The 23554-nt window shown below is 65.4% G+C and carries 21 protein-coding genes; 13 read left to right on the forward strand and 8 right to left on the reverse strand.

Annotated features, from left to right (window positions below; all coding sequences use genetic code 11):
- Positions 1-235: 235 nt before the first annotated feature.
- From ACLH0K_RS05510 to ACLH0K_RS05525, 4 genes are all read right to left on the reverse strand, one after another.
- Positions 236-1330, reverse strand: coding sequence for a substrate-binding domain-containing protein (locus tag ACLH0K_RS05510; RefSeq protein ID WP_411375821.1), 1095 nt, complete (start codon positions 1328-1330; stop codon positions 236-238).
- Positions 1331-1380: 50 nt separating this feature from the next.
- Positions 1381-2667, reverse strand: coding sequence for a multiple monosaccharide ABC transporter permease (gene mmsB, locus ACLH0K_RS05515; protein ID WP_411375822.1), 1287 nt, complete (start codon positions 2665-2667; stop codon positions 1381-1383).
- 44 nt (positions 2668-2711) lie between these two features.
- Positions 2712-4268, reverse strand: coding sequence for a multiple monosaccharide ABC transporter ATP-binding protein (gene mmsA / locus ACLH0K_RS05520; protein WP_411375823.1), 1557 nt, complete (start codon positions 4266-4268; stop codon positions 2712-2714).
- Between the two features lie 131 nt (positions 4269-4399).
- Entirely contained in the window at positions 4400-5590 is a 1191-nt protein-coding gene (locus tag ACLH0K_RS05525) for an ROK family transcriptional regulator (protein WP_411375824.1), read from the reverse strand.
- Between the two features lie 205 nt (positions 5591-5795).
- On the opposite strand from ACLH0K_RS05525, the gene ACLH0K_RS05530 reads away from it, so the two are divergent.
- Entirely contained in the window at positions 5796-6590 is a 795-nt protein-coding gene (locus ACLH0K_RS05530) for a nitrilase-related carbon-nitrogen hydrolase (protein ID WP_411375825.1), read from the forward strand.
- Between the two features lie 18 nt (positions 6591-6608).
- Here the strand turns inward: ACLH0K_RS05530 and ACLH0K_RS05535 are convergent, their stop codons facing one another.
- Positions 6609-8252: a PucR family transcriptional regulator ligand-binding domain-containing protein gene (locus ACLH0K_RS05535; RefSeq protein WP_411375826.1), complete on the reverse strand. Its 1644-nt coding sequence runs from the start codon at positions 8250-8252 to the stop codon at positions 6609-6611.
- A 110-nt stretch (positions 8253-8362) separates the two neighbouring features.
- On the opposite strand from ACLH0K_RS05535, the gene ACLH0K_RS05540 reads away from it, so the two are divergent.
- Both ACLH0K_RS05540 and ACLH0K_RS05545 read left to right on the forward strand, forming a co-directional pair.
- Positions 8363-9883, forward strand: coding sequence for an amino acid permease (locus tag ACLH0K_RS05540; RefSeq protein ID WP_411375827.1), 1521 nt, complete (start codon positions 8363-8365; stop codon positions 9881-9883).
- Between the two features lie 48 nt (positions 9884-9931).
- On the forward strand, positions 9932-11668 hold the full coding sequence (locus tag ACLH0K_RS05545; protein ID WP_411375828.1) for an FAD-dependent oxidoreductase: 1737 nt from the start codon (positions 9932-9934) through the stop codon (positions 11666-11668).
- On the opposite strand, the gene ACLH0K_RS05550 is transcribed toward ACLH0K_RS05545, so the two are convergent.
- Positions 11665-12186 (reverse strand): gamma carbonic anhydrase family protein, encoded by a 522-nt coding sequence (locus tag ACLH0K_RS05550; RefSeq protein WP_411375829.1) that lies wholly within the window; start codon positions 12184-12186, stop codon positions 11665-11667. The genes ACLH0K_RS05545 and ACLH0K_RS05550 overlap by 4 nt on opposite strands.
- Before the next feature lie 153 nt (positions 12187-12339).
- The gene (purU, locus tag ACLH0K_RS05555) at positions 12340-13200 is read right to left on the reverse strand and encodes a formyltetrahydrofolate deformylase (RefSeq protein ID WP_411375830.1); all 861 of its coding nucleotides are present in this window, start codon (positions 13198-13200) and stop codon (positions 12340-12342) included.
- A gap of 274 nt (positions 13201-13474) precedes the next feature.
- On the opposite strand from purU, the gene glyA reads away from it, so the two are divergent.
- The 10 genes from glyA to ACLH0K_RS05605 all read left to right on the forward strand — a co-directional run bounded on the left by glyA (position 13475) and on the right by ACLH0K_RS05605 (position 22800).
- Positions 13475-14773: a serine hydroxymethyltransferase gene (gene glyA / locus ACLH0K_RS05560; protein ID WP_411375831.1), complete on the forward strand. Its 1299-nt coding sequence runs from the start codon at positions 13475-13477 to the stop codon at positions 14771-14773.
- 3 nt (positions 14774-14776) lie between these two features.
- Positions 14777-15679 (forward strand): bifunctional methylenetetrahydrofolate dehydrogenase/methenyltetrahydrofolate cyclohydrolase, encoded by a 903-nt coding sequence (locus ACLH0K_RS05565; protein ID WP_411375832.1) that lies wholly within the window; start codon positions 14777-14779, stop codon positions 15677-15679.
- Positions 15680-15827: 148 nt separating this feature from the next.
- Complete coding sequence (locus tag ACLH0K_RS05570; protein WP_411376412.1) at positions 15828-16787, forward strand: ABC transporter ATP-binding protein; 960 nt, start codon at positions 15828-15830, stop codon at positions 16785-16787.
- On the forward strand, positions 16780-17631 hold the full coding sequence (locus ACLH0K_RS05575; RefSeq protein WP_411375833.1) for an ABC transporter permease: 852 nt from the start codon (positions 16780-16782) through the stop codon (positions 17629-17631). The genes ACLH0K_RS05570 and ACLH0K_RS05575 overlap by 8 nt, the downstream gene beginning before the upstream one ends.
- Positions 17628-18470, forward strand: coding sequence for an ABC transporter permease (locus tag ACLH0K_RS05580; protein ID WP_411375834.1), 843 nt, complete (start codon positions 17628-17630; stop codon positions 18468-18470). Before ACLH0K_RS05575 ends, ACLH0K_RS05580 begins: the two co-directional genes overlap by 4 nt.
- A gap of 138 nt (positions 18471-18608) precedes the next feature.
- A complete protein-coding gene (locus tag ACLH0K_RS05585) occupies positions 18609-19160 on the forward strand; it encodes a hypothetical protein (RefSeq protein WP_411375835.1) in 552 nt (183 codons plus the stop codon).
- A gap of 10 nt (positions 19161-19170) precedes the next feature.
- Positions 19171-20004: an exodeoxyribonuclease III gene (locus ACLH0K_RS05590; protein WP_411375836.1), complete on the forward strand. Its 834-nt coding sequence runs from the start codon at positions 19171-19173 to the stop codon at positions 20002-20004.
- Between the two features lie 22 nt (positions 20005-20026).
- Entirely contained in the window at positions 20027-21070 is a 1044-nt protein-coding gene (gene trpS / locus ACLH0K_RS05595) for a tryptophan--tRNA ligase (protein ID WP_411375837.1), read from the forward strand.
- A gap of 4 nt (positions 21071-21074) precedes the next feature.
- Positions 21075-21671, forward strand: coding sequence for a 2'-5' RNA ligase family protein (locus tag ACLH0K_RS05600; protein ID WP_411375838.1), 597 nt, complete (start codon positions 21075-21077; stop codon positions 21669-21671).
- 37 nt (positions 21672-21708) lie between these two features.
- Positions 21709-22800: a YihY/virulence factor BrkB family protein gene (locus ACLH0K_RS05605; RefSeq protein WP_411375839.1), complete on the forward strand. Its 1092-nt coding sequence runs from the start codon at positions 21709-21711 to the stop codon at positions 22798-22800.
- On the opposite strand, the gene ACLH0K_RS05610 is transcribed toward ACLH0K_RS05605, so the two are convergent.
- Positions 22757-23527, reverse strand: a complete 771-nt coding sequence (locus ACLH0K_RS05610) for an alpha/beta hydrolase family protein (RefSeq protein ID WP_411375840.1) — start codon at positions 23525-23527, stop codon at positions 22757-22759. The two genes, ACLH0K_RS05605 and ACLH0K_RS05610, sit on opposite strands and share 44 nt — an antisense overlap.
- Positions 23528-23554 lie beyond the last annotated feature (27 nt).

The following is a 23554-nucleotide window of genomic DNA, read 5'->3' on the forward strand; positions in this document are numbered from 1 at the left end:
GCCCATCCTGCCACAGGCGCGCGGGAGGGCTTGGGCAGGGCACGACGGCGGCACTCCCCGTCCCGCCGGCGGCACCAGCTACTTCATCGCCGCCGGCTAGGAGTCCCGGATTTGCGGAACCACGCCCTGCAGTTCACGCGAACCGGTGTCCTCGCCATGAAGCAGTAGCCGCAATGGCGCACAGAAAAGCCCGGCCCCCTGGAAAGGGGGCCGGGCCTGACCTGTATCAGCTGCGCTACTTGGTGATCGGGCCGAGGACCGGATCGTCGGTGTAGGCGGACTTCACATTCTCGGCGGTCACAATGACCGGCTCCAGCAGGTAGGCCGGAACGGTCTTGACGCCGTTGTTGTAGGAGTTGGGATCATTGATCTCCAGTTCCTTGCCCGCCTGGAGGTCCTTCACCATGGTGATGGCGTGCTCAACGAGCTTCCGGGTGTCCTTGTTAATGGTGGAGTACTGCTCGTTGGCCATGATCGACTTGACCGATTCAACCTCGGAGTCCTGACCGGTAACGATCGGAAGCTCCTTGCCGGCAGCCTTGACGGAGGTCAGGACTGCGCGGGCCAGGGTGTCGTTCGGGGACAGGACGCCGTGCAGGGTCTCGCTGGTGTAGCTGCCCGTAAGCAGGGTATCCATGCGCCGCTGGGCGTTCTCGGCCTTCCAGCCCTGGGTGACAGCCTGCTCGAAGTTAGTCTGGCCGGAAACGACCTTGAGGGTGCCGTCATCGATCTTCGGCTGCAGGACACTCATGGCACCGTCGAAAAAGACCTTGGCGTTGGCGTCGTCGGGGGAGCCGGCGAACAGTTCGATGTTGTAGGGACCGGAACCCTTCTTCTCCTGGAGGCCTTCCAGCAGTGCCTGGCCTTGCAGTTCACCTACTTTGAAGTTGTCGTAGGCCACGTAGTAGTCCACGTTCTCGGTGTTCAACAGCAGGCGGTCGTAGGCGATGACGGTGGCACCGGCATCCTTGGCCTGCTTGAGCTGGGTGCCGAGCTGGGTGCCGTCGATCGCGCCCACAATGATGACCTTGGCGCCCTTGGTGACCATTGCGCTGATCTGGTTCTGCTGCTCGGACACGCCGCCGTTGGCGAACTGCACGTCGGCTTTGAAGCCAGCGCCGTTAAGGCCGTCGTTGAACAGCTTTTCGGCCAGGACCCAGTTTTCACTGGTCTTCTGCGGAAGCGCGACGCCGATGGAGGCGTTCTGCTCAAAGCCGCCGCCTTCGGTGGCACCGCCCGTCGTGGTCTCGGAGCGTCCGCAGCCCGTCAGCGCCAGTGCTGCGACGGCAGCAACCGCTGCGGCCTTTCCTGCTTTACCAAACATTTTCATTGTTGGTTCTCTTTCTCTGTTGTGGTGTAACGGTGTCCAGGCTGCGAAGCTCAGGCTTCCCGAGCAATGGCTTCCTTGGTGGAGGTGGTTTCGTCGGGCTGGAGGGGGTTGCTGGGGCCGCCGCTGGCAGGGCGGTTGAAGTTCCTGGTCAGGAGGCCGATGATCGATTTTTTGCCCTGGCTCTTGTTGTAGACGTCGAACGCTACGGCGATCAGGAGGACAAGGCCCTTGATGATCTGGGTGAGGTCGGCGCCGACGCCCAGGAGCTGCAGGCCATTGTTGAGGACGGCCATGACCAGACCACCAACGATGGAACCGACCACGGTGCCCACACCGCCGGTAACGGCGGCCCCGCCGATGAAGACTGCGGCGATGGCATCAAGTTCCCAGCCCACGCCGTCAAACGGGCCGGATGCCGTGGAGCGCCCGACAAAGATCATGCCGGCCAGGCCGGCCAGGATGGACATGTTCATCATGACCAGGAAGTTGACCTTCTTGGACTGGACGCCGGAGAGTTCGGCTGCGTGCCGGTTGCCGCCGACTGCGTAAACGTGGCGGCCGAGGATGGTTCGGGAGGAGATAAAGCCATAGAGCAGGACCAGGACGGCCAGGATGAGACCGGGGATGGGGAATGACGTGCCGGGACGGCCGGTGGCGAACAGGTAGGTGGCGTAGAGGATTGCGCCGGCGATCAGGGCCAGCTTCAGGGCGGTGACCCACATTTCCGGGACCTCGGCCCCGAGGGCCTTGGCGCGGGCACGTGAGCGGAGCTCGCCCCAAACGACGAACGCGGCGGCGGCGAGGCCCAGCAGCAGGGTGAGGTTGTTGAACCCGGTGTTGGGTCCCACCTCCGGCAGGTAGCCGGCGCCGAGGTACTGGAAGTCGTTCGGGACCGGGATGGTGTTGGACTTGCCGACGAACTGGTTGAAGCCGCGGAACAGGAGCATGCCGGCCAGGGTCACGATGAAGGCCGGGATTCCGACGTAGGCCGTCCACCAGCCCTGCCATGCACCGATCAGCGCGCCGAGCAGCAGCCCCAGGAGCACTCCGGCGTACCAGGGAATGCCCCAGTCACGGATGGCGAGGGCGACGGTAACGCCCACGAACGCGGCCACGGAACCGACCGAAAGGTCGATGTGGCCGGCGATAATGACCAGCACCATGCCGATGGCGAGGATCAGGATGTAGGAGTTGCCGTTGAAGAGGTTGATGACGTTGCCGGGGGTGAGAGTCCGGCCTTCGGTGGCGATCTGGAAGAAGATGATCAGTGCCACGAGGGCGAAGATCATGCCGAATTGGCGGGTGTTGCCGCCAAACAGCTTCTTAAGGGCGTTCATGGTGTCAGTCCTTGTGTCCGGAAGGTTCTGGATGATCCAGAGGGTCAGGCGGCTTTGCGGGCCGAGGTCATCAGTTTCATCAGGCTTTCCTGGCTGGCCTCGTCTTTGTTCAGGACACCGGTGATGGCGCCTTCGAAGATTGTGTAGATACGGTCGGACAGGCCCAGGAGTTCGGGGAGTTCCGAGGAAATGACGATGACTCCCTTGCCCTGGTTGGCAAGTTGCTGGATGATGCCGTAGATCTCGTACTTGGCGCCAACGTCGATGCCGCGGGTGGGTTCGTCAAGGATGAGCAGGTCGGGATCGGTGAACATCCACTTTGCCAGGACCACCTTCTGCTGGTTGCCGCCGGAGAGTTTGGCAACGCCTTCCTCCACGGACGGGGTCTTGGTGCGCAGCGACTTGCGGTACTGCTCCGCCACGGTGAACTCCTGATTGGGGTCCACCACCGAGTTGCGGCTGATCTTGCGCAGGTTGGCGGCGACGGTGGTGGTTTTGATGTCGTCCAGCAGGTTCAGTCCGAGGGTTTTCCGGTCCTCCGTAACGTAAGCCAGTCCGGCGTCGATGGCCTGGCGGACATTTTTGAGGACAACCTCTTTGCCGTCCTTATATATGTGGCCGCTGATGAAGCGGCCGTAGGAGCGGCCGAAAATTGACCGGGCAAGTTCGGTGCGGCCGGCACCCATGAGTCCGGCGAATCCGACGATCTCGCCGCGGCGGACAAAGAAGCTGGAGTTCTTGCAGACCAGCCGGTCCTGGATATTGGGGTGGCCCACCGTCCAGTTTTTGACCTCGAAGAACACCTCGCCGATCTTCGGCGTGTGGTCCGGGAACCGCGACTCCAGGGTGCGGCCCACCATGCCTTTGATGATGCGGTCCTCGTCCACGCCGTCCGCTTTGACGTCCAGCGTTTCAATCGATTTGCCGTCACGGATGATGGTGATGGAATCGGCGATCTGCTCGATTTCGTTGAGCTTGTGGGAAATGATGATGGACGTGATTCCGCGGCCCTTGAGTCCCAGGATGAGGTCCAAAAGGTGCTGGGAATCAGACTCGTTCAGCGCAGCCGTCGGCTCGTCCAGGATGAGGATCTTAACCGACTTGTTCAGCGCCTTGGCGATTTCCACCAGCTGCTGCTTACCGACGCCGATTTCCTTGATGGGCGTATCCGGATCCTCCTTCAGACCAACCCGGGCGAGAAGCTCCGTGGAGCGGACGCGCGCTTCGGACCAGTCGATGACGCCCCGCTTGGTGGGTTCGTTGCCGAGGAAGATGTTCTCCATAATGGACAGTTCAGGGATCAGCGCCAGTTCCTGATGGATGATCACGATCCCTGCGTGCTCGCTGGCGCGAATGTCCTTGAACTGCTGGACCTGCCCCTGATAGATGATGTCACCGTCGTAGCTTCCGTGCGGGTAGACCCCCGACAGGACTTTCATCAGGGTGGACTTACCGGCGCCGTTCTCGCCGCAGATGGCATGGATTTCCCCCGCCTTTACGCGGAGGTTCACATCCGAAAGGGCTTTGACTCCGGGAAATTCCTTGGTGATGGAGCGCATCTCCAGGATGATCGGCTCCGCTCGCGTGGTCTGGGACGTCATATGCCCTAACCCTCCAATGCAATGACTTCTTTGTCCGGCCGGCAAAGCGCAGGGCCGTCTGATGCAAAAGTAAACTTGATCACGGCAGTTGTCGTCAAGTCTTTAACGCAACGGCTGGATAACGAAATGATCTACGTCTTCCGGATGCCGGCTTGGCGGAACACCAGGGCGGCTGCTCCCAGTGCCTCTGCCCGATCCCCAAGGGAGGACATGGCAAGCGTTGTGGTTTCGCCGATGACAGGCACGGCGTGCCGGACCAAACCGCGCCGGATGGGCTCCAGCAGGAGGTCCCCAAGGCCTGCCAGCGGCCCGCCCACGACGATCACCTCCGGGTTGATCAGGTTGGCCACATTGCCCAGCGCGCGGCCAACGGAAAGGCCCGCGTCGTCCACCACGCGCAGGGTGGCCGGGTCCCGGTTAAGGGCCTTCCGGACGATGTCCGCCGGGGTCAGAGGCCTGTCCCCGCCGCGGCTCAGGAGTTCGATCATGGTGGTGGTTGAGGCAATGGTTTCCAGGCAGCCGCGGTTGCCGCAGCGGCACACAAGTCCCTGCTCGTGGATGGTTGCATGGCCGATTTCCCCTGTGATCCCCACGTTTCCGTAGTAGGGGGCGCCATTGAGGATCAGGCCCGCGCCGATGCCGGAGCCGATCTTCAGGAACAGCAGGTTGCTGACGCCGGTGTGTTGCCCCCACGTGACCTCGGACCAGGCGCCAAGATTGGCGTCGTTGTCCACAAACACGGGGATCCTCAACGTCTCCTCAAGATGCTGCAGGATGTTGAGCCCCACCCACTCCGGAAGGATAGCCCCCTGTGCGACGGTGCCCGTACGGCGGTCGATCGGGCCGGGAATTCCGACGCCGGCCCCCACCACTGCGGAGCGGTCCACTCCGCTGTCCTGGAGGAGTTTGTCGAGGAGGGTAACTGCGGCCTGGATGCCTTCCTCGGCCTGGTGGCCGAGCGGAAGCATCACGGATTCTTCGGCGATGACGTGATAACTGAGCGAGGCGAGGACGACCCGCAGGTGCCGGCGGCCGAAGTCGATTCCGACGGCGACGGCACCGTTGCTGTTGAGCCGGACATTGAGGGCCCGCCTCCCGGAACTGGTGATCGGTTCCGTGGAAGCCAGGCCTGAATCAAGCATGATTTTGACGATGTTTGAGACCGTGGCGGTGGACAGGCCGGTCTGCCGGGCCAGCTCGGCCTGCGTGGAGGGCCCGCCCATCAGGCTCTCGATAATCCGCTGTTGGTTCAGCTGCCGCAGGGCGGACTGTGAACCGGGATTCTTCGGCTTGCTCCTCGTTGAGCGCGGGATTGCGGGCATGCTAAGAACATTGCCCTATTTCTCGTCTTGGAGTCAAGAAGTTAACGCATAAGCGGACTCGGAGGGGAGAAGTAGACGCAGGATGTTCCGGCCGGAAGGCGGCTGGACGTGGTGCAAATGGACCCGCGGCGCCGCCGCGGCCGGTGGTTACGCTGGTCATTGAAACCCGATAGCGGGACGCGTCCGATGATGGAAGGTGGTAGCGGTGCTGCTGGCACTCCTGCAGGCAAACTCCAAGGTCCTTGATCCTGAGGCCAACTGCGCCGCTGTGGATGCTGCTGCCCGCGAGGCTGCCGCAGCCGGCGCCGACGTACTGGTGACCCCGGAGCTTTTTCCTGTCGGGTACGCCCCGATACCCGTCCGTGCACAGCTGGACCCTGCCCTCCTGCCTGTGCTCCGCCGGAAGCTGGCGGACATCGCGCGCAACAACGGCATCGGGCTCGTGTACAGCCTGCCGCGCGTGAGCCCGGAAGGGGACTGGCAAATCAGCGCAACCCTGCTGGACGCCGACGGCACCGTGCTGCTGGAGTACGGCAAAGTGCACTTGTTCGGCCCTGACGAGCGGGCGGCCTTTGCGCCCGCCGGAGAGCGCCCCGCCGTCGTGGACTTCAAGGGCGTCCCCACTTCCATGGTGATCTGCTATGACGTGGAATTTCCGGAAGCGGTGCGGGCAGCGGCAGCGGGCGGAGCCGAGCTTTTGTTGGTGCCTACAGCCCTGGCCCACGGGTTCGACGACGTACCCCAAGTGCTGCTGCGGGCGCGGGCCCTCGAAAGCCAGCTTGCCATCGCCTACGCCAACCATTCGGGAATCGAGGACGGCTGCAGGTTCCTGGGCGGCAGCGTCATTGCCGGACCTGACGGAAGGCTCCTGGCAGCAGCCGGTGGCGAGCCCCAGTTGCTGTTCGCAAAGGTGGACCGGGAGTCCGTCCGCCGTGAGCGGGCCGCCGTACCTTACCTGGACGAGCGGAGGCCGGACGTCTACCGCACCTGGGAGGCGTGAACGGCAGCGCGCTGCCCGTCAACGGACACCGTCAACAAACTCAAGGGCAATCCACAACTCCGCCCGCGTTGACGCCAGTCCGAGGTCCAGGTCAAGGAGTTCCGCCAGGGCATTGACCTGGCGGCGGACACTGTTGCGGTGCAGGCCCAGGTCCTTGGCGGTGGCGTCCCAGTTGCCGTTGGCGCCCAGCCACGAGCGCAGGAGCTGAAGCTGGTTGTCCCGGCGGCCCGTCTCCTGCCCGAGGACCGGTGCCAGCAGCCGCGCAGCCAGCATTGCGCCCGCATCGCCCCCCAGCAGTCCGGCGACGGACCACGTCAGGTCCTCTTCACGGACCGTCCTGCCTGTGGCCAGCACCCGGGGACGCAGGGCGGATACCTTCCGGTAAGCGTCTGCCAGCCCCGGCAGTTCGGCAGCCTGGCCAACCACCAGCCGCCATCCCAGCTGCTCCACCTCCGCCAGCAACTGGTCATCCACCTTCAGCCGGGTCACGGCTGCGAAGCCGTAGCCGGTAAGCTCCACCATCTTGGTATCGAACAGCCGCCGCCACTGCAGCAGTTCCCGGACCGGTCCGTCCGGGGTGTCCGCCGCATCCGTGCGAACGCCCTGGATCACCCGCAACGGACCCGTGCGTGTGCCGCCCACACTTTGGGCCAGCAGGTCCCGCATGCTGTTCAGCTCCCTGCTGCTGGCACCGGCCAGGCTTTCAGGATGCAGCAAGAGGGCGGTGGCCAGCTGGCTGGGCGCCAGGGAGCCGCTGGTTCGCTGCCGGACCAGAAGTTCCAGCAGGCCCACCACGGAGGAAACCACGCTGTTTTGGGCCGGGCTCAAGGGCTTGTCAGTTCCCAGCACCAGGCCGCCAAGCGTGGCATCCCTGCTACTCCTCAGCGGGTGACCGAACACCATGCCGGAGCCGGACTCGTCCAACGCCTCGGTTTCCACCCGCGGCCCGCTTCCCGCGAGGAGCCTCTTGACCAGGGGCTGGAGGGCGGAAGGCTCGACGGCGGCGCCGGCGCGGGCACGGACCCTCCCATCGGCGCCGACCAGGACAGCCCAGGCCGGAACCCGCTGGGTCAGCGCTGCGAGGAGTTCATGCTCCGGCCGCGCAGACAGAACGGCCCGCATCAGGTGGCGGTTGGTCTCGGCAAGCTGGCGGAACACCTGGGCGTTACCGGACTCCAGGAGTTTGGAAAACTCGAGCCCGAGCGCGGCGAACGGGATACTGGCGGGCACCTCCACCAGGGTCAGGCCGTGCTCCCGGCAGGCACGGACGATGTCATCGGGTACCGCAGTGAAGTACGGTTCCAGGCCGACTCCCAGTGCCGCAACCCCCGCTCCCACCAGCCTCCGGACGTAATCGTCGGCCCCGGCCACCTGACCGCGCGCACCTGCGCTGCCCGAGGCCGTGCCGCCGTCGTGATCCTGCCCGTTGCTGCGGAACGGCAGGCCCGCCGTCAGCACGAACTCGCCGTCCAGCAGGTACGGCGTGGGATCCTCCAGTTCGCTGGGTTCCACCCAGCGCAGCGGCGCCCGGCTGTTGCCGGCGTCGTGCAGCACCACCACGCCAGCGGGGAGCGCTGCCAGGAACTGGCCCAGGGTCACGGCATCCAATTGGGCGGGCACGTTTGCTGCCGCTTCTGCGGGTGATGGTGCATTGCGTCTCATGCCTGCAGACTATAGGTCACTTTGCACAAGCTGAGATGCGTCTCACAACCCTAGGCTGGGGGAGGGGAAACCAGTCCAACCACCTACCGACCTATGAACGGACGTCAATGATGACTGTGCCTATACTCTCCGGCCCGGCTCCGGCCCGCGGCGCCGGACGGCCCACCCTTGGCGCGCAATTGCTGCGCCGCAAACCGATCGCGCAGATGGTTGAAGAAGCCGAAGCAGGGCCGGGCGGTCCGCGCCTGGTGCGCAGTTTCGGTGTCCTGCAGCTGACCATGATCTCCGTGGGCGCCACGCTGGGCACGGGCATCCTGGTGATCCTGGGCGAGTCCGTTCCGCTGGCCGGTCCGGCCATCTGGATCTCCTTTGCCATCGCAGGCTTGGCGGCCCTGCTGTCAGCTGTTTCGTATGCCGAGATGGCGGGCCTTGTTCCGGTGGCCGGATCGAGCTACTCCTACACCTACGCCACCATGGGTGAGGGCATGGCCTGGATCTGCGGCTGGTGCCTGGTCCTGGAATACGCGGTGTCCGTGGCGGCCGTGGCCGTCGGCGCCGGGCAGTACGTCAACGAGACGCTGGCCGTCTTCGGCTCGGTGCTGCCGGATGCGTTCTCGCAGCCGCCGGGTGACGGCGGCGTAGTCAACATCCCCGCCATGGTCATCGTGGTGCTCGCCACCGTCCTTCTGGTCCGCGGTGCCAAGGAAAGCGCCTGGATCAACACGTCCATTGTGGTGGTCAAGGTGGGTATCCTGGTTTTCTTCTGCGCCGTCGCGTTCACCGCCTTCAACGCCGGGAACTTCGAGCCGCTGCTGCCAATGGGCGCCGCCGGTGTTTCAGCCGCAGCCTCCCGCGTCTTCTTCTCCTACATCGGCTTTGACGCCGCCTCCACCGCAGGAGAGGAAGCCCGCAATCCCAAGCGGGACCTGCCGCGCGCCATCATGCTCTCGATGCTGATCGTTACCACCATTTACGTCCTGGTGGCAGTTGCAGCCATCGGCGCCCGCCCCTGGGGCTGGTTCGACGGCACCGAGGCGGCCCTGGTGAAGATCCTCGAGGAAATTACCGGGCAGCCCTGGATTGCCCTGATCTTTGCCGCCGGCGCAGTGCTGGCCATCGCCAGCATCGTTTTGACCGTCCTGTACGGCCAGACCCGCATCCTGCTGTCCATGTCCCGGGACGGCCTCATCCCCGCCATTTTCGGGCGCGTTTCCCGCCGCACCGGGACTCCCGTTGCCGGCACGCTCCTGGTGGGCATCGCCGTCGCGCTCACCGCCGGGCTGGTGCCGCTGGGTGCGCTCGCGGACGCCACCAGCATCGGCACCCTGTTCGCGTTCGCCCTGGTCAACGTCGCAGTCATCTACCTCCGGCGCACGCGTCCGGAGCTGGAGCGGACTTTCCGGGTGCCGCTGTTTCCGCTCACGCCCATCCTCGGTGCCCTGATGTGCGCCTACCTCATGGTCAACCTTGGGGCTGAAACGTGGGTCACCTTCGCCGTCTGGATGCTGGTGGGGCTGGCCGCCTACTTCGGCTACGGACGCCGCAACTCCAGGGTGGCGGCGCTGGACAACGAGGAATACCTTGAATTGTCCGCCACGGCCGCAACACGGCCCGGCCCCGTCAAGCCCTGACCTATCCTGCACCCCTTCCACACCGCACGAACATAAGGCAGACATTCCATGACCATCGCCACCGAACTTCCGGCCTCCGACCCGTCCAGCACCTCCACGCTCACGGAGGACGCGCGGCGCCGCCGTCCGGAAGAGCAGACGGCTCCCATCACCATGCTCAACCCGGACTTCCCGTTCAGCTACGACCACTACCTCGCCCACCCGGACGGGCTGGGGTCAGTGCCCGAGGAACTGCTGGGTACTGAGGTGGCGGTCATCGGGGCAGGACTGTCCGGGCTGGTCACCGCATACGAACTGATGAAGCTCGGGCTGCGGCCGGTGGTGTACGAGGCCGACCGGATCGGCGGGCGCTTGCGGACGGAGGCCTTCCCGGCAGCCCCGGGAGTGGTGGCGGACCTGGGCGGCATGCGCTTCCCGGTTTCCGGCAAGGCCTTCTACCACTACGTGGACCTGCTGGGACTGGAAACCCAGGACTTTCCGAACCCGCTCGCCGAAGCCACGTCCAGCACGGTGATCGAGCTGGCCGGCAAGAAGCACTACGCGGAAAAGCCCTCCGATTTGCCCCCGTTCTTCCGGGAAGTCGCCGATGCATGGAAGGACGCCGTGAGTGACGGCGCCAAATTCGGTGAGATGCAGGACGCCATCCGCAGGCGGGACACGGCCCGCATCAAGGAGCTGTGGAACGAACTGCTCCCGCTGATGGACGAGCAGACGTTCTATGGCTTCATCGCCGCCAGCGAGTCCTTTAAGAAAGCAGGGTTCGCGCACCGGGAAGCGTTCGGGCAGGTGGGTTTCGGCACCGGCGGCTGGGACACCGATTTCCCCAACTCCATCCTGGAAATCCTGCGGGTGGTGTACACGGACGCGGACGACCAGCACCGCCTTATCCGCGGGGGAGCGCAAAGGCTTCCCGAGGCACTGTGGCAGCACGCGCCGTCGGACATGTTGCACTGGCCGGAGGGCACCTCCCTGGCGTCGCTGCACGCCGGCTCTCCGCGCGGCGCCGTGGGAAAGATCAGCCGGGACCCCGACGGGAACCTGCGGGTGCGCGAACGGTGGGGCCGCGAGGCCAGCTACCCGGCCGTGGTCACCACCTGCCAGTCCTGGCTCCTGTCCACCCGGATCCACACCGAGGAAACGCTGTTCCCCGCCGAACTGTGGACCGCCATGGAGCGCTCGCACTACATGCAGTCATCCAAGACGTTCGTGATGGTGGACCGTCCGTTCTGGAAGGACATCGACCCGGAGACCGGGAACGAGGTCCTGTCCATGACCCTGACGGACCGGCTGAACCGGGCCACCTACCTGCTGGACAATGGGCCGGACCAGCCCGCGGTCATCCTGCTGTCCTACACCTGGAACGACGACGCGCTGAAGTGGCTGGCCCTGGACGCCGACGAACGGGTGGAACTCATGCTGCACTCGCTTGAGCAGATCTACCCGGGCGTGGACATCGCCAGCCACATCGTGGGGCAGCCCATCACGGTGTCCTGGGAGGCCGACCCCAACTTCATGGGCGCCTTCAAAGCGAACCTGCCGGGGCACTACCGCTACCAGCAGCGGCTGTTCACGCACTTCAAGCAGGACAGGTTGCCTGAATCCCAGCGCGGCATCTTCCTGGCCGGCGACGACGTTTCGTTCACTGCCGGTTGGGCGGAAGGTGCGGTGACCACCGGGCTGAACGCCGTCTGGGGCGTCGTCCAGCACCTGGGTGGAGCTTCGGCGCCGGACAACCCGGGACCGGGCGACCTCCTGGACGAGATGGGCCCCATTTCGTTGGACTAGCCTGCGTGCATCTCCCGGTGCTTCGCGGCCAACTCGACATACCGCGCCGCGTTGGCACGCACGCCGTCGTACTCCTCCCCGGTGAGTTCGCGGCGGACCTTGCCCGGGACGCCCGCCACGAGCGAGCGGGGTGGGACCACTGTTCCCTCGAGGACAACGGCGCCGGCCGCCACAAGCGAGCCGGCGCCGATTACCGCACCGTTGAGGATGGTTGCGCCCATACCGATCAGGCAGTCGTCCTCCACAGTGCAGCCATGGACGACGGCGGCGTGCCCCACGCTGACGCGTTCGCCCACCGTGCAGGGGAAGCCGGGGTCGGCGTGCAGCACCACGTTGTCCTGCAGGTTGCTGCCCGCACCCACGCTTATGGCTGCGGTGTCGGCGCGGACGGAGACACCGTAGAAGGCGCTGGAGTCCGGGCCCAGGGTGGCATTGCCGATGATCGTGGCCGTGGGGGCGACGAAAGCTGATTCATGGACGGCCGGGGTGGTGCCGGCAAAGGGGTACAGGGGAGCCATGGCAACACCCTAAGCCACCCCTGCGCCCAGTAGCCCGGGTGCACCATTGTGACCGCCTCCCGTCGTTCCCCAACTAGGTAGCAGCAAGTGTCGTTATGGGGGTCCAAAACGACACTTGCTGCTACCTAGTTGGGGGAGGGGGCGGGGGTCCGTTTAGTTGAAAACCACAGTCCGGTTGCCGTCCAGCAGCACCCGGTGCTCGGCGTGCCACTGCACCGCCTGGACCAAAGTGCGGCCCTCCACGTCGCGGCCCATCTGCACGAACTGTTCGGGCGTCCGGGCGTGGTCCACGCGGATGACTTCCTGCTCGATGATGGGGCCTTCGTCCAGGGCAGCGGTGACGTAATGGGCCGTGGCGCCGATCAGCTTCACGCCCCGGGCGTGTGCCTGGTGATATGGCTTCGCGCCCTTGAAGGACGGCAGGAATGAGTGGTGGATGTTGATGGCCTTGCCGGTCAGTTCAGTGCAGAGTTCGTCGGACAGGATCTGCATGTAGCGGGCCAGGACGGTCAGTTCGATGTCATGCTCGGCGATGAGGGCGCGCAGCTTGTCTTCGGCCTGCGCTTTGGTGTCCTTGGTCACGGGGATGTAGTGGAAGGGAATGCCGTAGAACTCGGCCAGTCCGGCGAGGTCCTGGTGGTTGGATACGATGGCGGGGATTTCCACGGGCAGGGTGCCGGAACACTGCTGGAACAGCAGGTCGTTGAGGCAGTGGGCGGACGTGCTGGCCATCACCAGGGTGCGGACCTTCTGCCCGACGGCGTTGAGGCCCCACTGCATGTTGAACGCCTCGGCCACGGGCTCAAGGGCTGCACGGAGCTCAGACGCGGAGGCAGCTGTCACCACCTCGACACGCATGAAGAAGTTTCCCGTGGCGGGGCTGCCGTACTGCTGTGAGTCGGTGATGTTGCAGCCTGCCACCAGCAGGGCGCCGGCCACGGCGTGGACGATTCCGGGGCGGTCCGGGCAGGACAGGGTTACTACGTACGCTTGGTTCAGCTGCTGTTCACTCACGCGTACAAGCCTACCCGCGCGGAAGGCAGCCGTTTTGGTAGGCTGGGAAGGTCGCAACTGGCGTTGGGTGGCGAACCACCAGGGAGCGGCAATCACGAAGACCACGGATCGTACGCCTGGGCCGAGGGTCATGTTTTGCCGGAAGTGGGGCTGCGCCGCGTCAGTGCCGCAGTGCCATTCCCGCGCTTTCACGCCCGTTCACCAACAGGGCAGGAAAGTGCGCCAGCCGGTAGCCTGACCTAAGCAGTGCCTTCATCCCTCACCAGGAGTTTCCGTGACCAGTACAGCCACCTCAACCACAGCCGTCAGCAACCAGCCGCTGGCCGAGCTCGACCCCGAAATCGCCGCAGTCCTGGACCAGGAGCTTGGCCGCCAGCGCGGCACCCTGGAAATGATTGCCTCCGAAAACTTCGCTCCCCGCGCCGTGATGGAAGCGCAGGGGTCCGTGCTCACCAACAAGTACGCCGAGGGCTACCCCGGCCGCCGCTACTACGGCGGTTGCGAATACGTTGACGTTGCGGAGCAGCTGGCCATTGACCGGGTGAAGGCCCTGTTCGGCGCCGAGTTCGCGAACGTCCAGCCGCACTCCGGTGCACAGGCCAACGCTGCCGCGCTCTCCGCCATGATCAACCCCGGCGACAAGATCCTGGGCCTGTCCCTGGCGCACGGCGGGCACCTGACCCATGGCATGAAGCTGAACTTCTCCGGCAAGCTCTACGAAGTGGCGGCGTACCAGGTGGAGGAAGACACCTTCCGCGTGGACATGGACAAGCTCCGCGAGCAGGCCATCAAGGAAAAGCCGCAGGTGATCATCGCCGGCTGGTCCGCCTACCCGCGCCACCTGGACTTTGCCGCCTTCCGTTCCATCGCCGATGAAGTGGGCGCGCTGCTCTGGACGGACATGGCACACTTCGCCGGCCTGGTGGCCGCTGGCCTGCACCCAACCCCGGTGCCGCACTCCGACGTCGTCACCTCCACCGTGCACAAGACCCTGGCCGGTCCCCGCTCCGGCGTGATCCTGGCCAAGGAACAGTGGGCCAAGAAGCTGAACTCCAACGTCTTCCCGGGCCAGCAGGGCGGGCCGCTGATGCACATCATCGCCGCCAAGGCCGTGGCCTTCAAGATCGCCGGCACCCAGGAATTCAAGGAGCGCCAGGAGCGCGTCCTGGAAGGCGCCAGGATCATCGCCGACCGCCTGAACCAGGCCGACGTGGCAGAAGCAGGCGTTTCCGTCCTCACAGGCGGGACCGATGTGCACCTGGTGCTCGTGGACCTGCGCAACTCCCAGCTGGACGGCCAGCAGGCCGAGGACCTCCTCCACTCCGTAGGCATCACCGTCAACCGCAACGCCGTGCCCTTCGACCCCCGCCCGCCGATGGTCACCTCCGGCCTGCGCATCGGCACCCCCGCCCTTGCCACCCGCGGCTTCGGAGCCAACGAGTTCACCGAGGTCGCCGAGATCATCGCCACCGCGCTCAAGGCAGGCAACAGCGCCGACGTCGAGGCCCTGCAGGCCCGCGTGGACAAGCTGGCAGCCGACTTCCCGCTCTACCCCCAGCACGAGCAGTGGTGACCAATGGCTGAAACCACAACCGCACAGATCCTTGACGGCAAGGCCACCGCTGCCGCCATCAAGGCCGAGCTGACCGAACGCGTGGCCGCACTCAAGGCCAAGGGCGTCACCCCCGGCATCGCCACTGTGCTCGTGGGCGCAGACCCTGCCTCGCAGCTCTACGTCTCCATGAAGCACAAGCAGTCTGTGCAGATCGGGATGAACTCGATCCAGCGCGAGCTTCCGGGAGATGCCACCCAGGAGCAGGTGGAGGCCCTCATTGACGAACTCAATGCGGACCCTGCCTGCCACGGCTACATCGTGCAGCTCCCGCTGCCCAAGCACCTGGACACGGACGCCATCCTGGAGCGCATCGATCCCGCCAAGGACGCCGACGGCCTGCACCCGACCAACCTTGGCCGGCTGGTGCTCAACGTCAACACCGAGATCACCTCGCCGCTGCCGTGCACGCCCCGCGGCGTCATCGAGCTGCTGGAGCGCAACGGCTACAGCCTCGCGGGCAAGCATGTCGTAGTAGTGGGCCGCGGCGTCACGATCGGCCGTTCCATCGGTTTGCTGCTCACGCGGCGGGACGTGAACGCCACCGTGACCTTGACGCATACGGGCACGAAGAACCTGTCCGAACTCCTGCGGCAGGCGGATGTCATCGTGGGTGCCGCGGGTGTCAAGCACATCGTCAAGGCCTCCGACGTGAAGCCTGGCGCGGCGCTGCTGGACGTCGGGGTGACCCGCGAAACCGACCCCGAAACCGGCAAGAGCCGGGTCCACGGCGACATCGATCCCGCCGCTGCCGAGGTGGCCGGCTGGATCTCGCCCAACCCCGGCGGCGTCGGCCCCATGACGGTTGCGCTCCTTATGACCAACGTGGTCGAGGCGGCGGAACGCCAGGCGCAGCCAGCCGGGTAGTTTCCAGCCAGGCGCACGACGGCGGCGCGGCACCTTTCGCACCAAAGGCGCCGCGCCGCCGTCGTAGTTGGTGCGAATGGAACTGGAAGTGGCCTTCCACCTGTCCCGCAGCTCCATTAGTGTGCGAAGGGTGCACAACGAAGCCATCATGCCGGCGGGCACCCGTTCCGGCAGAATGCCGCATGCCGGCACCGTCATCGCGGCGGAAAACCTGACCAAGACCTACGGCGAGGTGGCCGCGGTGGACGGCATCTCCTTCACGGTGCCGGCGGGGGAGTCCTTCGGCCTGCTGGGCCCCAACGGCGCGGGCAAGTCCACCACCATGAAGATGATCGGCGGTGTTACCGGGCGGACGTCCGGCAGGCTCACAATCATGGGGCTCGACCCGGACTCGCACGGACCCGAGGTGCGGGCGCACCTGGGCGTGGTGCCGCAGCAGGACAACCTGGACGAGGAACTGCGGGTGCGGGACAACCTCCTGGTCTACGGCCGGTATTTTGGCCTGCCCATTAGCTACCTGAGGCCCAAGGCCGATGAACTGCTGGAGTTCGCCCAGCTGACGGACAAGGCCAAGTCCAAGGTGGATGCCCTCTCCGGCGGCATGAAGCGGCGGCTCACCATCGCCCGCTCGCTCATCAACGAACCGCGCATCCTGCTCCTTGACGAGCCCACCACGGGGCTGGATCCGCAGGCCCGGCACATCCTCTGGGACCGGCTGTTCCGGCTCAAGGAACAGGGCGTCACGCTGATCCTCACCACGCACTACATGGACGAGGCGGAGCAGTTGTGCGACCGGCTGATCGTGGTGGACAAGGGCCGGATCATGGCCGAAGGGTCGCCCGCCCAGCTCATCCGGGACCATTCCACCAGGGAGGTGGTGGAACTGCGCTTCGGGTCGGCGCGGAACACCACCATCGCGGCGGAGCTGGACGGCATCGGTGAGCGGCTTGAGGTCCTGCCGGACCGCGTGCTGATTTACGCGCACGACGGCGAGGGCGCACTTGAGCAGGTGGCGTCCCGCGGTTTGCGGCCGCTGACGTCCCTGGTGCGAAGGTCGTCCCTGGAGGATGTCTTCCTGCGCCTGACCGGACGGAGCCTCGTTGACTGACGCGCAGGCTCCGCCGCCCGGAGGCCTGCACGCGCACAGCCCGGAAGTCGCTGCCGCGAAGGCCCGGCGGTGGGGAGCTTTCTACTATGCGGAGCAGGTGCTCCGGGTGATGAAGAACTACGCCTGGTCCATGCTGATGTACAGCGTGGGGCAGCCCGTTGCGTACCTGTTTGCGATGGGCGTTGGCCTGGCAACCCTGGTGGACAGCCAGGACGCCGCGGCGTTCGGCGGCGTCAGCTATCTCACCTTCATTGCGCCCGCGCTGCTGATGTCCGCCGCCGTCATGACCGCCGCCAACGAGTTCACCTTCCCCGTTATGGCGGGATTCAAATGGCGCCGGACCTATTTTGGCCCGCACGCCTCACCGCTGACGCCCTCGCAGATCGCGGCCGGGCACATCATGGCCGTGACGCTGCGCCTGCTCCTGCAATCGGCCATCTACTTCGCCGCCGTGGCGTTGTTCGGCGCCACTCCGCACGGCTCGGCCTGGCTGGGCATCCTGGTGGCCACCCTCGCCGGACTGTCCTTCGGGTTGCCCCTGATGGCGTACTCGGCCTCCATCACGGAGGACAAGGGCCAGTTCGCGCTGGTGATGCGGCTGATCGTGATGCCGCTGTTCCTGTTCTCCGGTACATTCTTCCCGCTGGACACGCTGCCGCTGGCCCTCCGGTGGATCGGCTGGATCTCACCCATTTGGCACGGCACGGAATTGGGCCGGGTGGCCGGCTACGGGTACCAGGAACCACCGCTGCTGACCCTTGTGCACGTCGCTGTCCTGGCGGGACTGGCCGCCGTCGGCTGGATCCTGACCCGGCGCCGGTTCGAGAAGAGGATGGGGCAATGAGTCCTGCCGTCCGCGGGGCCGGGCAGGCCGGGGCCGCGGAGGAGGCACGGAACAGGGCCTTTGGTCCGCTCTATTCACGCAACGCCCGGGCAGTCATTTCCCGCGGCCTGATGGCCACCCGGAGCAGCAACTGGCTGGTGATGCTGTCCGGGTTCTTCGAGCCGGTCCTGTTCCTGGTTTCCATGGGCGTGGGCCTCGGCGCGATCGTGGGCACGGTGGAGGGGCCGGGCGGCGGGGAGATCAGCTACGCCGCGTACATCGCCCCCGCGCTGCTTGCCGTGTCCGCGATGAACGGGGCCGTGTACGACTCCACCTGGAACGTTTTCTTCAAGATGCACTTCGCCAAGCTCTACCAGGGCATGCTCTACACCTCGCTGGGTCCGCTGGATGTCGCCCTGGGCGAGATCTTCCTGGCGCTGCTCCGCGGCATGCTGTACGCCACCGGATTCACCGCCGTGATGGGCGTAATGGGGCTGATCACCTCGCCGTGGGCACTCCTCATGGTTCCGGCGTCGGTCCTTATCGCCTTCGGTTTCGCAAGCATGGGGATGGGCATCACCAGCTTCCTGAAGACCTTCCAGCAGATGGACTGGATCAACTTCATCCTGCTTCCGATGTTCCTGTTCAGCGCCACCTTCTATCCGCTGAGTGTCTACCCGGAGCCCATCCAGTGGTTCATCCAGGCCATGCCGCTGTGGCACGGGGTGGAACTGCTGCGCCAGATCAGCGTGGGAACCTTTACTGCCGCCACGCCCGTCCACATCGGCTACTACCTGGCCATGACCGCCGTCGGAATGTTGCTGACAACCCTCCGCCTGCGCGCGCTGTTCCTTAGATAGCCTGCCCAACTGAGTAGCGCTAACTGTCGTTATGAGGGCCCATAACGGCAGTTAGCGCTACTCAGTTGGGGGAGGGAGGGTGTTCGCCCGAGGTGGAAGGCGGCCGGAGCACTCTGCGGGGTTTGAGAGAATAGCTTCATGCGATCTTTGGGCAGCTCAGCGTCATCCTCCAAACCCGCCAAGGGTGGATTCTCCATGTTCCGCATCAGCGGTCCCGGGTTGATGGTCCTGGTGACGGCATTTGTGGTTGCCGTCATCTTCGCCGCCAACCAGAACGACGTCGTGGGCTGGGTAGTTGCCATCATCGCCGGCTTCTGGCTCGCCCTGGCATGCTTCGTGGTGTTCAGCATCCAAAAGGCCGCCAAGAAGGCCGGTGCCAAGCTGACCGAGGCGCAGAGTGCCTTCACCGGCCGCGGACGCTACGCCACGGCGGACCAGGGTGGAACGCGCGTTGTTGCCGAACGGAGCCAGGCCGATGAGGTCCGCGACCTGAAGCTGGACCACTCCTTCAAGATCGTGCAGGTGCAGATCCGGGTTGTGGAAGAGGAACGCGCCAAGGGAGCTGCCGCCAACCAGGACACGATCAACCGCGCGCTGGAAACCATCGAGATCACTGCCACGAATGCCCGGGACATGATCAAGTCCTCGGGCGGAAGCGGGGAGCCGGTTACCGGCACCATCATCGACTAGAGTGGAGCGGGTGAGCTCGGCATTGAACAAGGATTTCCTGCGCGTCGCATCAGTCAACGTAAACGGGCTCCGCGCTGCCTACAAGAACGGCATGGCGGCGTGGCTGGAGCCGCGCGATGTGGATATCCTCTGCCTCCAGGAAGTCCGTGCACCGGACGCAATCGTCCGGGAGTTGCTGGGAGATGGCTGGCATATCCTGCATGTCGAAGCGGAGGCGAAAGGACGAGCGGGAGTAGCGATTGCCTCCCGGGAAGAGCCGCTGGCCACGCGCAACGGCATCGGTGATGACTACTTTGCGACGGCGGGACGCTGGGTCGAAGCCGACTTTCGGCTGACGAACGTCTCGGGGGAGCGGGTGCAGCTCACGGTTGCCAGCGCCTATGTGCACTCCGGCGAGGCGGGCACGCCCAAGCAGGACGACAAGTACCGCTTCCTGGATGCCATGAGCGTCCGGCTGCCTGAGCTGACCAAGCACAGTGACCACGCCTTGGTGGTGGGCGACCTCAACGTCGCCCACACGCCGCTGGACATCCGCAACTGGAAGGGCAACCTGAAGAAGGCCGGTTTCCTGCCGGAGGAGCGTGCCTACTTTGACCGGTTCCTCGGTGAGGACATCGGCTGGCACGACGTGCACCGCACCATGGCAGGCGAAATGGACGGGCCATACACCTGGTGGTCCTGGCGCGGCAAGGCCTTCGACAACGACGCCGGCTGGCGCATCGACTACCACCTGGCCACTCCGGAACTCGCTTCCTCGGCCATCTCGGCCGTCGTGGACCGGGCCGCCACGTACGACACCCGATTCTCCGACCATGCACCGCTGGTAGTGGATTACCAGCTCTAAGCCACCGAAAGTTTCCCGCCCAATGACTAGCCAGACCACCCCGGCCGTAAAGAAGCGCATCCTGTCCGGTGCCAAGCCCACAGCGGACTCGCTGCACCTGGGCAACTACATCGGTGCCGTCCGCAACTGGGTGGACATGCAGGCGGAGTACGACGCCGTCTTCTTCATCCCGGACCTGCACGCCATCACCGTGGACTTCGACCCGTCGGAGCTAGCCAAGCGCACGCGCATCGTCGCCGCCCAGTACATCGCTGCCGGCATCGACCCGGACAAGAGCATCTTCTTCGTCCAGTCCCACGTCCCCGAGCACGCGCAGCTGGCCTGGGCGCTGAACTGCATTACCGGCTTCGGTGAGGCTTCACGGATGACGCAGTTCAAGGACAAGACCCAGAAGTCGGGTGCGGACGCGGCGACGCTGGGGCTCTTCGCCTACCCCACCCTGATGGCCGCGGACATCCTGCTGTACCAGACGGACCTGGTGCCCGTAGGTGAGGACCAGCGCCAGCACCTGGAACTTACCCGCAACCTGGCCCAGCGGTTCAACACCAAATTTGGTGCCACGTTCACCGTTCCGGAGGCGACCATCGTCAAGGAACGCGCCAAGATCTACGACCTCCAGAACCCCAGCGCCAAGATGTCCAAGACCGGCGAATCGCCCAACGGGGCCATCCAGCTGCTCGAGGATCCCAAGATCGCGGCCAAGCGGATCAAATCCGCGGTGACTGACGCCGGCACCGAGATCCGGTTCGACCCCGAGGAAAAGCCGGGGGTTTCAAACCTGCTCACCATCTACTCCTCCCTGACCGGCAAGACCGTGGCCGAACTCGAGGCCGAGTACCAGGGGAAGATGTACGGGCACCTGAAGGTGGACCTCGCCGACGTTGTGGTGGAGTTCGTGACGCCGCTGCGGGACCGGACCAACGAACTGATGTCCGACCCCGCCGAGCTGGACCGGTTGCTGGCCTCCGGTGCCGAGCGCGCCCGCCAGATTGCTTCGGTCACGCTGGGCCAGGTCTACGAGCGCATGGGCTTCCTTCCTTCGCTTAGCCTCGCAGGAGTCCGTTAGCGCCATGTCGTCGAGCGTAGGCGTCATCCTGGGGTTCCCGCCTGACGTAGCGGAGGAGCTGCAGCGCTGGCGCGCGTCGTTCGGCGATCCGCTGGCGCACGTGGTGCCGGCGCACATCACGCTGGTGACCACCACTCCCACCTCCGACTGGGAAGCCACGCGGGAGCACGTGCGTGACGTTGCCAGGCGGCAGTGCCCCTTCATGGTCACGATCGCCGGAACCGGGACCTTCCGCCCGGTTTCCCCGGTCGTATTCATCAACGTGGAGGACGGCTTCGACGAGTGCGTCGAGCTGCACGAAATGCTCCAGCAGGGCCCGCTGCAGCGCGAATTGCCATTCGCCTACCACCCGCACGTCACCATAGCCCACGATGTCGCGCCTGAAAGCCTGGATGAGGCAGAAACGGCGCTGAAAAGCTACAGGGCCACCTTCCCCGTGGTTAGCATGGGACTCTACGAGCACGATGCCGACGGCATATGGCAGCTACGGGAAGAGCTGGACTTTGGGACCGAGACTGACAACGACGCCGGCACCAGATTCGCGGAAGCCGCCGCGGAAGCAGCAGCAAAAGCAGGCGGAGCAGCAGCCTCTTCCCACTGAGCGGGCGCAGCTGCGGCTGGCCGTCATCCAGAAAAGGATGGACTGGAACAAGGCGCGCAGGTCCGGCGGAAGTCCGTTCGCGGCACTCATGGCCATGGTCCAGTGGCTTACGGCCCGCGTCAACGTCCTGCGCCCGGTGCGCGCGTTCCGGCATTACAGCCTCCAGCGGGGGCCGCTGATGAGCGCAGGGATCGGCTTCAACATGTTCTTCTCCATCACGGGCCTGCTCACCACCGGGTTTTCCATTGCCGGGCTGGTATTGCGCGGGCAGCCTGCCCTGCTGGACATCATCGTCAGCAGCGTGGCCCAGAGCGCGCCGGGACTCTTGAAGGTCAACGGCGGCCAGGGCCTGGTGGACCCCCAGGACATGCTGAACCCGGACGGGCTCGGCTGGACCGCCGTCATTGGTTCGCTGGTCACCATCGTGACGTCGCTGCGCTGGATCTCCGGCATCCGGGCAGGGCTTCGCGGGGTGCTGGATCTTCCTCCGCTTATGGTTAACCCGGTGCTGCTGAAGCTGCGCGACGCCGGTATCCTCCTCTTGCTGGGCGTCGCCCTGGTAATCAGCGCAGGCGCGTCCCTGGTGTTCGGCACCGCGGCGGGCTGGGTCTCAGACTTCCTGCGGCTGGATGATGCGTTGGCGGGTCCGCTGACCACCTCCGTGAAAATCGCCGTGCCCCTGGTCCTCGGCTGGGTGACCGCGCTTATCATGTTCCGGCTTGCGGCAGGGCTGAAGCTGTCGCGGCGTGCCCTGCTGGAGGGCACCACCCTGGCGGCCGTGGGAACAACGGTGCTGCAGATTTTCAGCACCGAGTTGCTGTCAGGAGCGGGACGCAATCCTATCCTGGCCTCGTTCGCGATCGTCATCGGGCTGCTGATCTGGTTCAACCTGGTAAGCCAGGTTTACCTCGTTTCGGCGGGCTGGGCGGCCGTCAGGGAAGCGGACCTGCGGAGGACGCCGGCAACTCAGGATAAGTCCCTGTTGGGCGCGCGCCAGGTCCAGCCGGGGAAGGTGCCGTTGCAGCCCGGCAGGGTGCCGCTGCCGCCAGGCGAGGTTCCGGTGCTGCCGGAAAAGGGGACCGCGGCTACTGTCCGGCGTCGAGGTACTGGTCGGCCCAGGCGGCAATAATCTTCGCGGCCCGGGCGGCCTGGCCCTTGCCCGTCAGCAGATGGTCGCTGCCCTCCAGGGACACGAAGTTCCGCGGATGCCGGGCGGTCTGGAAGATGGTGCTGGCGTTCTCGATTCCCACCGTGTTGTCCGTGGGGGAGTGCAGCACCATCAGCGGTTTGTGGAGCTGTCGGATGCAGTCGGTCAGGTCCGCGTTCTCCAGATCTTCCACGAAGTGCTTCCGGATTTCCACCCGCTTGCCGCCCAGGTCCACTTCGGCGGCGCCCTCGCTCAGGATCTTGTCCAGGGCTGCGTCGAAAACGTGGGCCACGTGCTTAGGCGAGAAAGGGGCGCCAACGGTGGCAACGGCGTCGAGCTCCGCAATCTCCCGGGCGGCGGCGAGCACGGCAGCCCCGCCGAAGGAGTGGCCCACCAGCAGGGAAATCGCCTTCCCCTGGCTGCGCATGAACTCGGCCGCCTTGACCGTGTCCGCAACCTTGTGGCTGAAGGAGCCGGCGGACCATTCCCCGCCTGATCCGCCCAGTCCCAGGTTGTCAAAGCGCAGCATGCCCACGCCGCTGTCCGCCAGCGCCTTGCACATCCGGGAGGCGGACGGGGAATCCTTACCGAGGGTGAAGCCGTGCGAAAAGACGCCCCAGCCCTTGACCGGCCCCTCCGGGACGTCGATGATGCCGGACAGGATTTCGCCCGTGGAGCCGGCGAAGGAGACCTTTTCTGAGCGGGACACTGCGTCCCCTTTCTGTCATTGCAGATG

Source organism: Arthrobacter sp. MPF02 (assembly GCF_046605375.1).
In the GTDB taxonomy this organism is placed as follows: domain Bacteria; phylum Actinomycetota; class Actinomycetes; order Actinomycetales; family Micrococcaceae; genus Arthrobacter.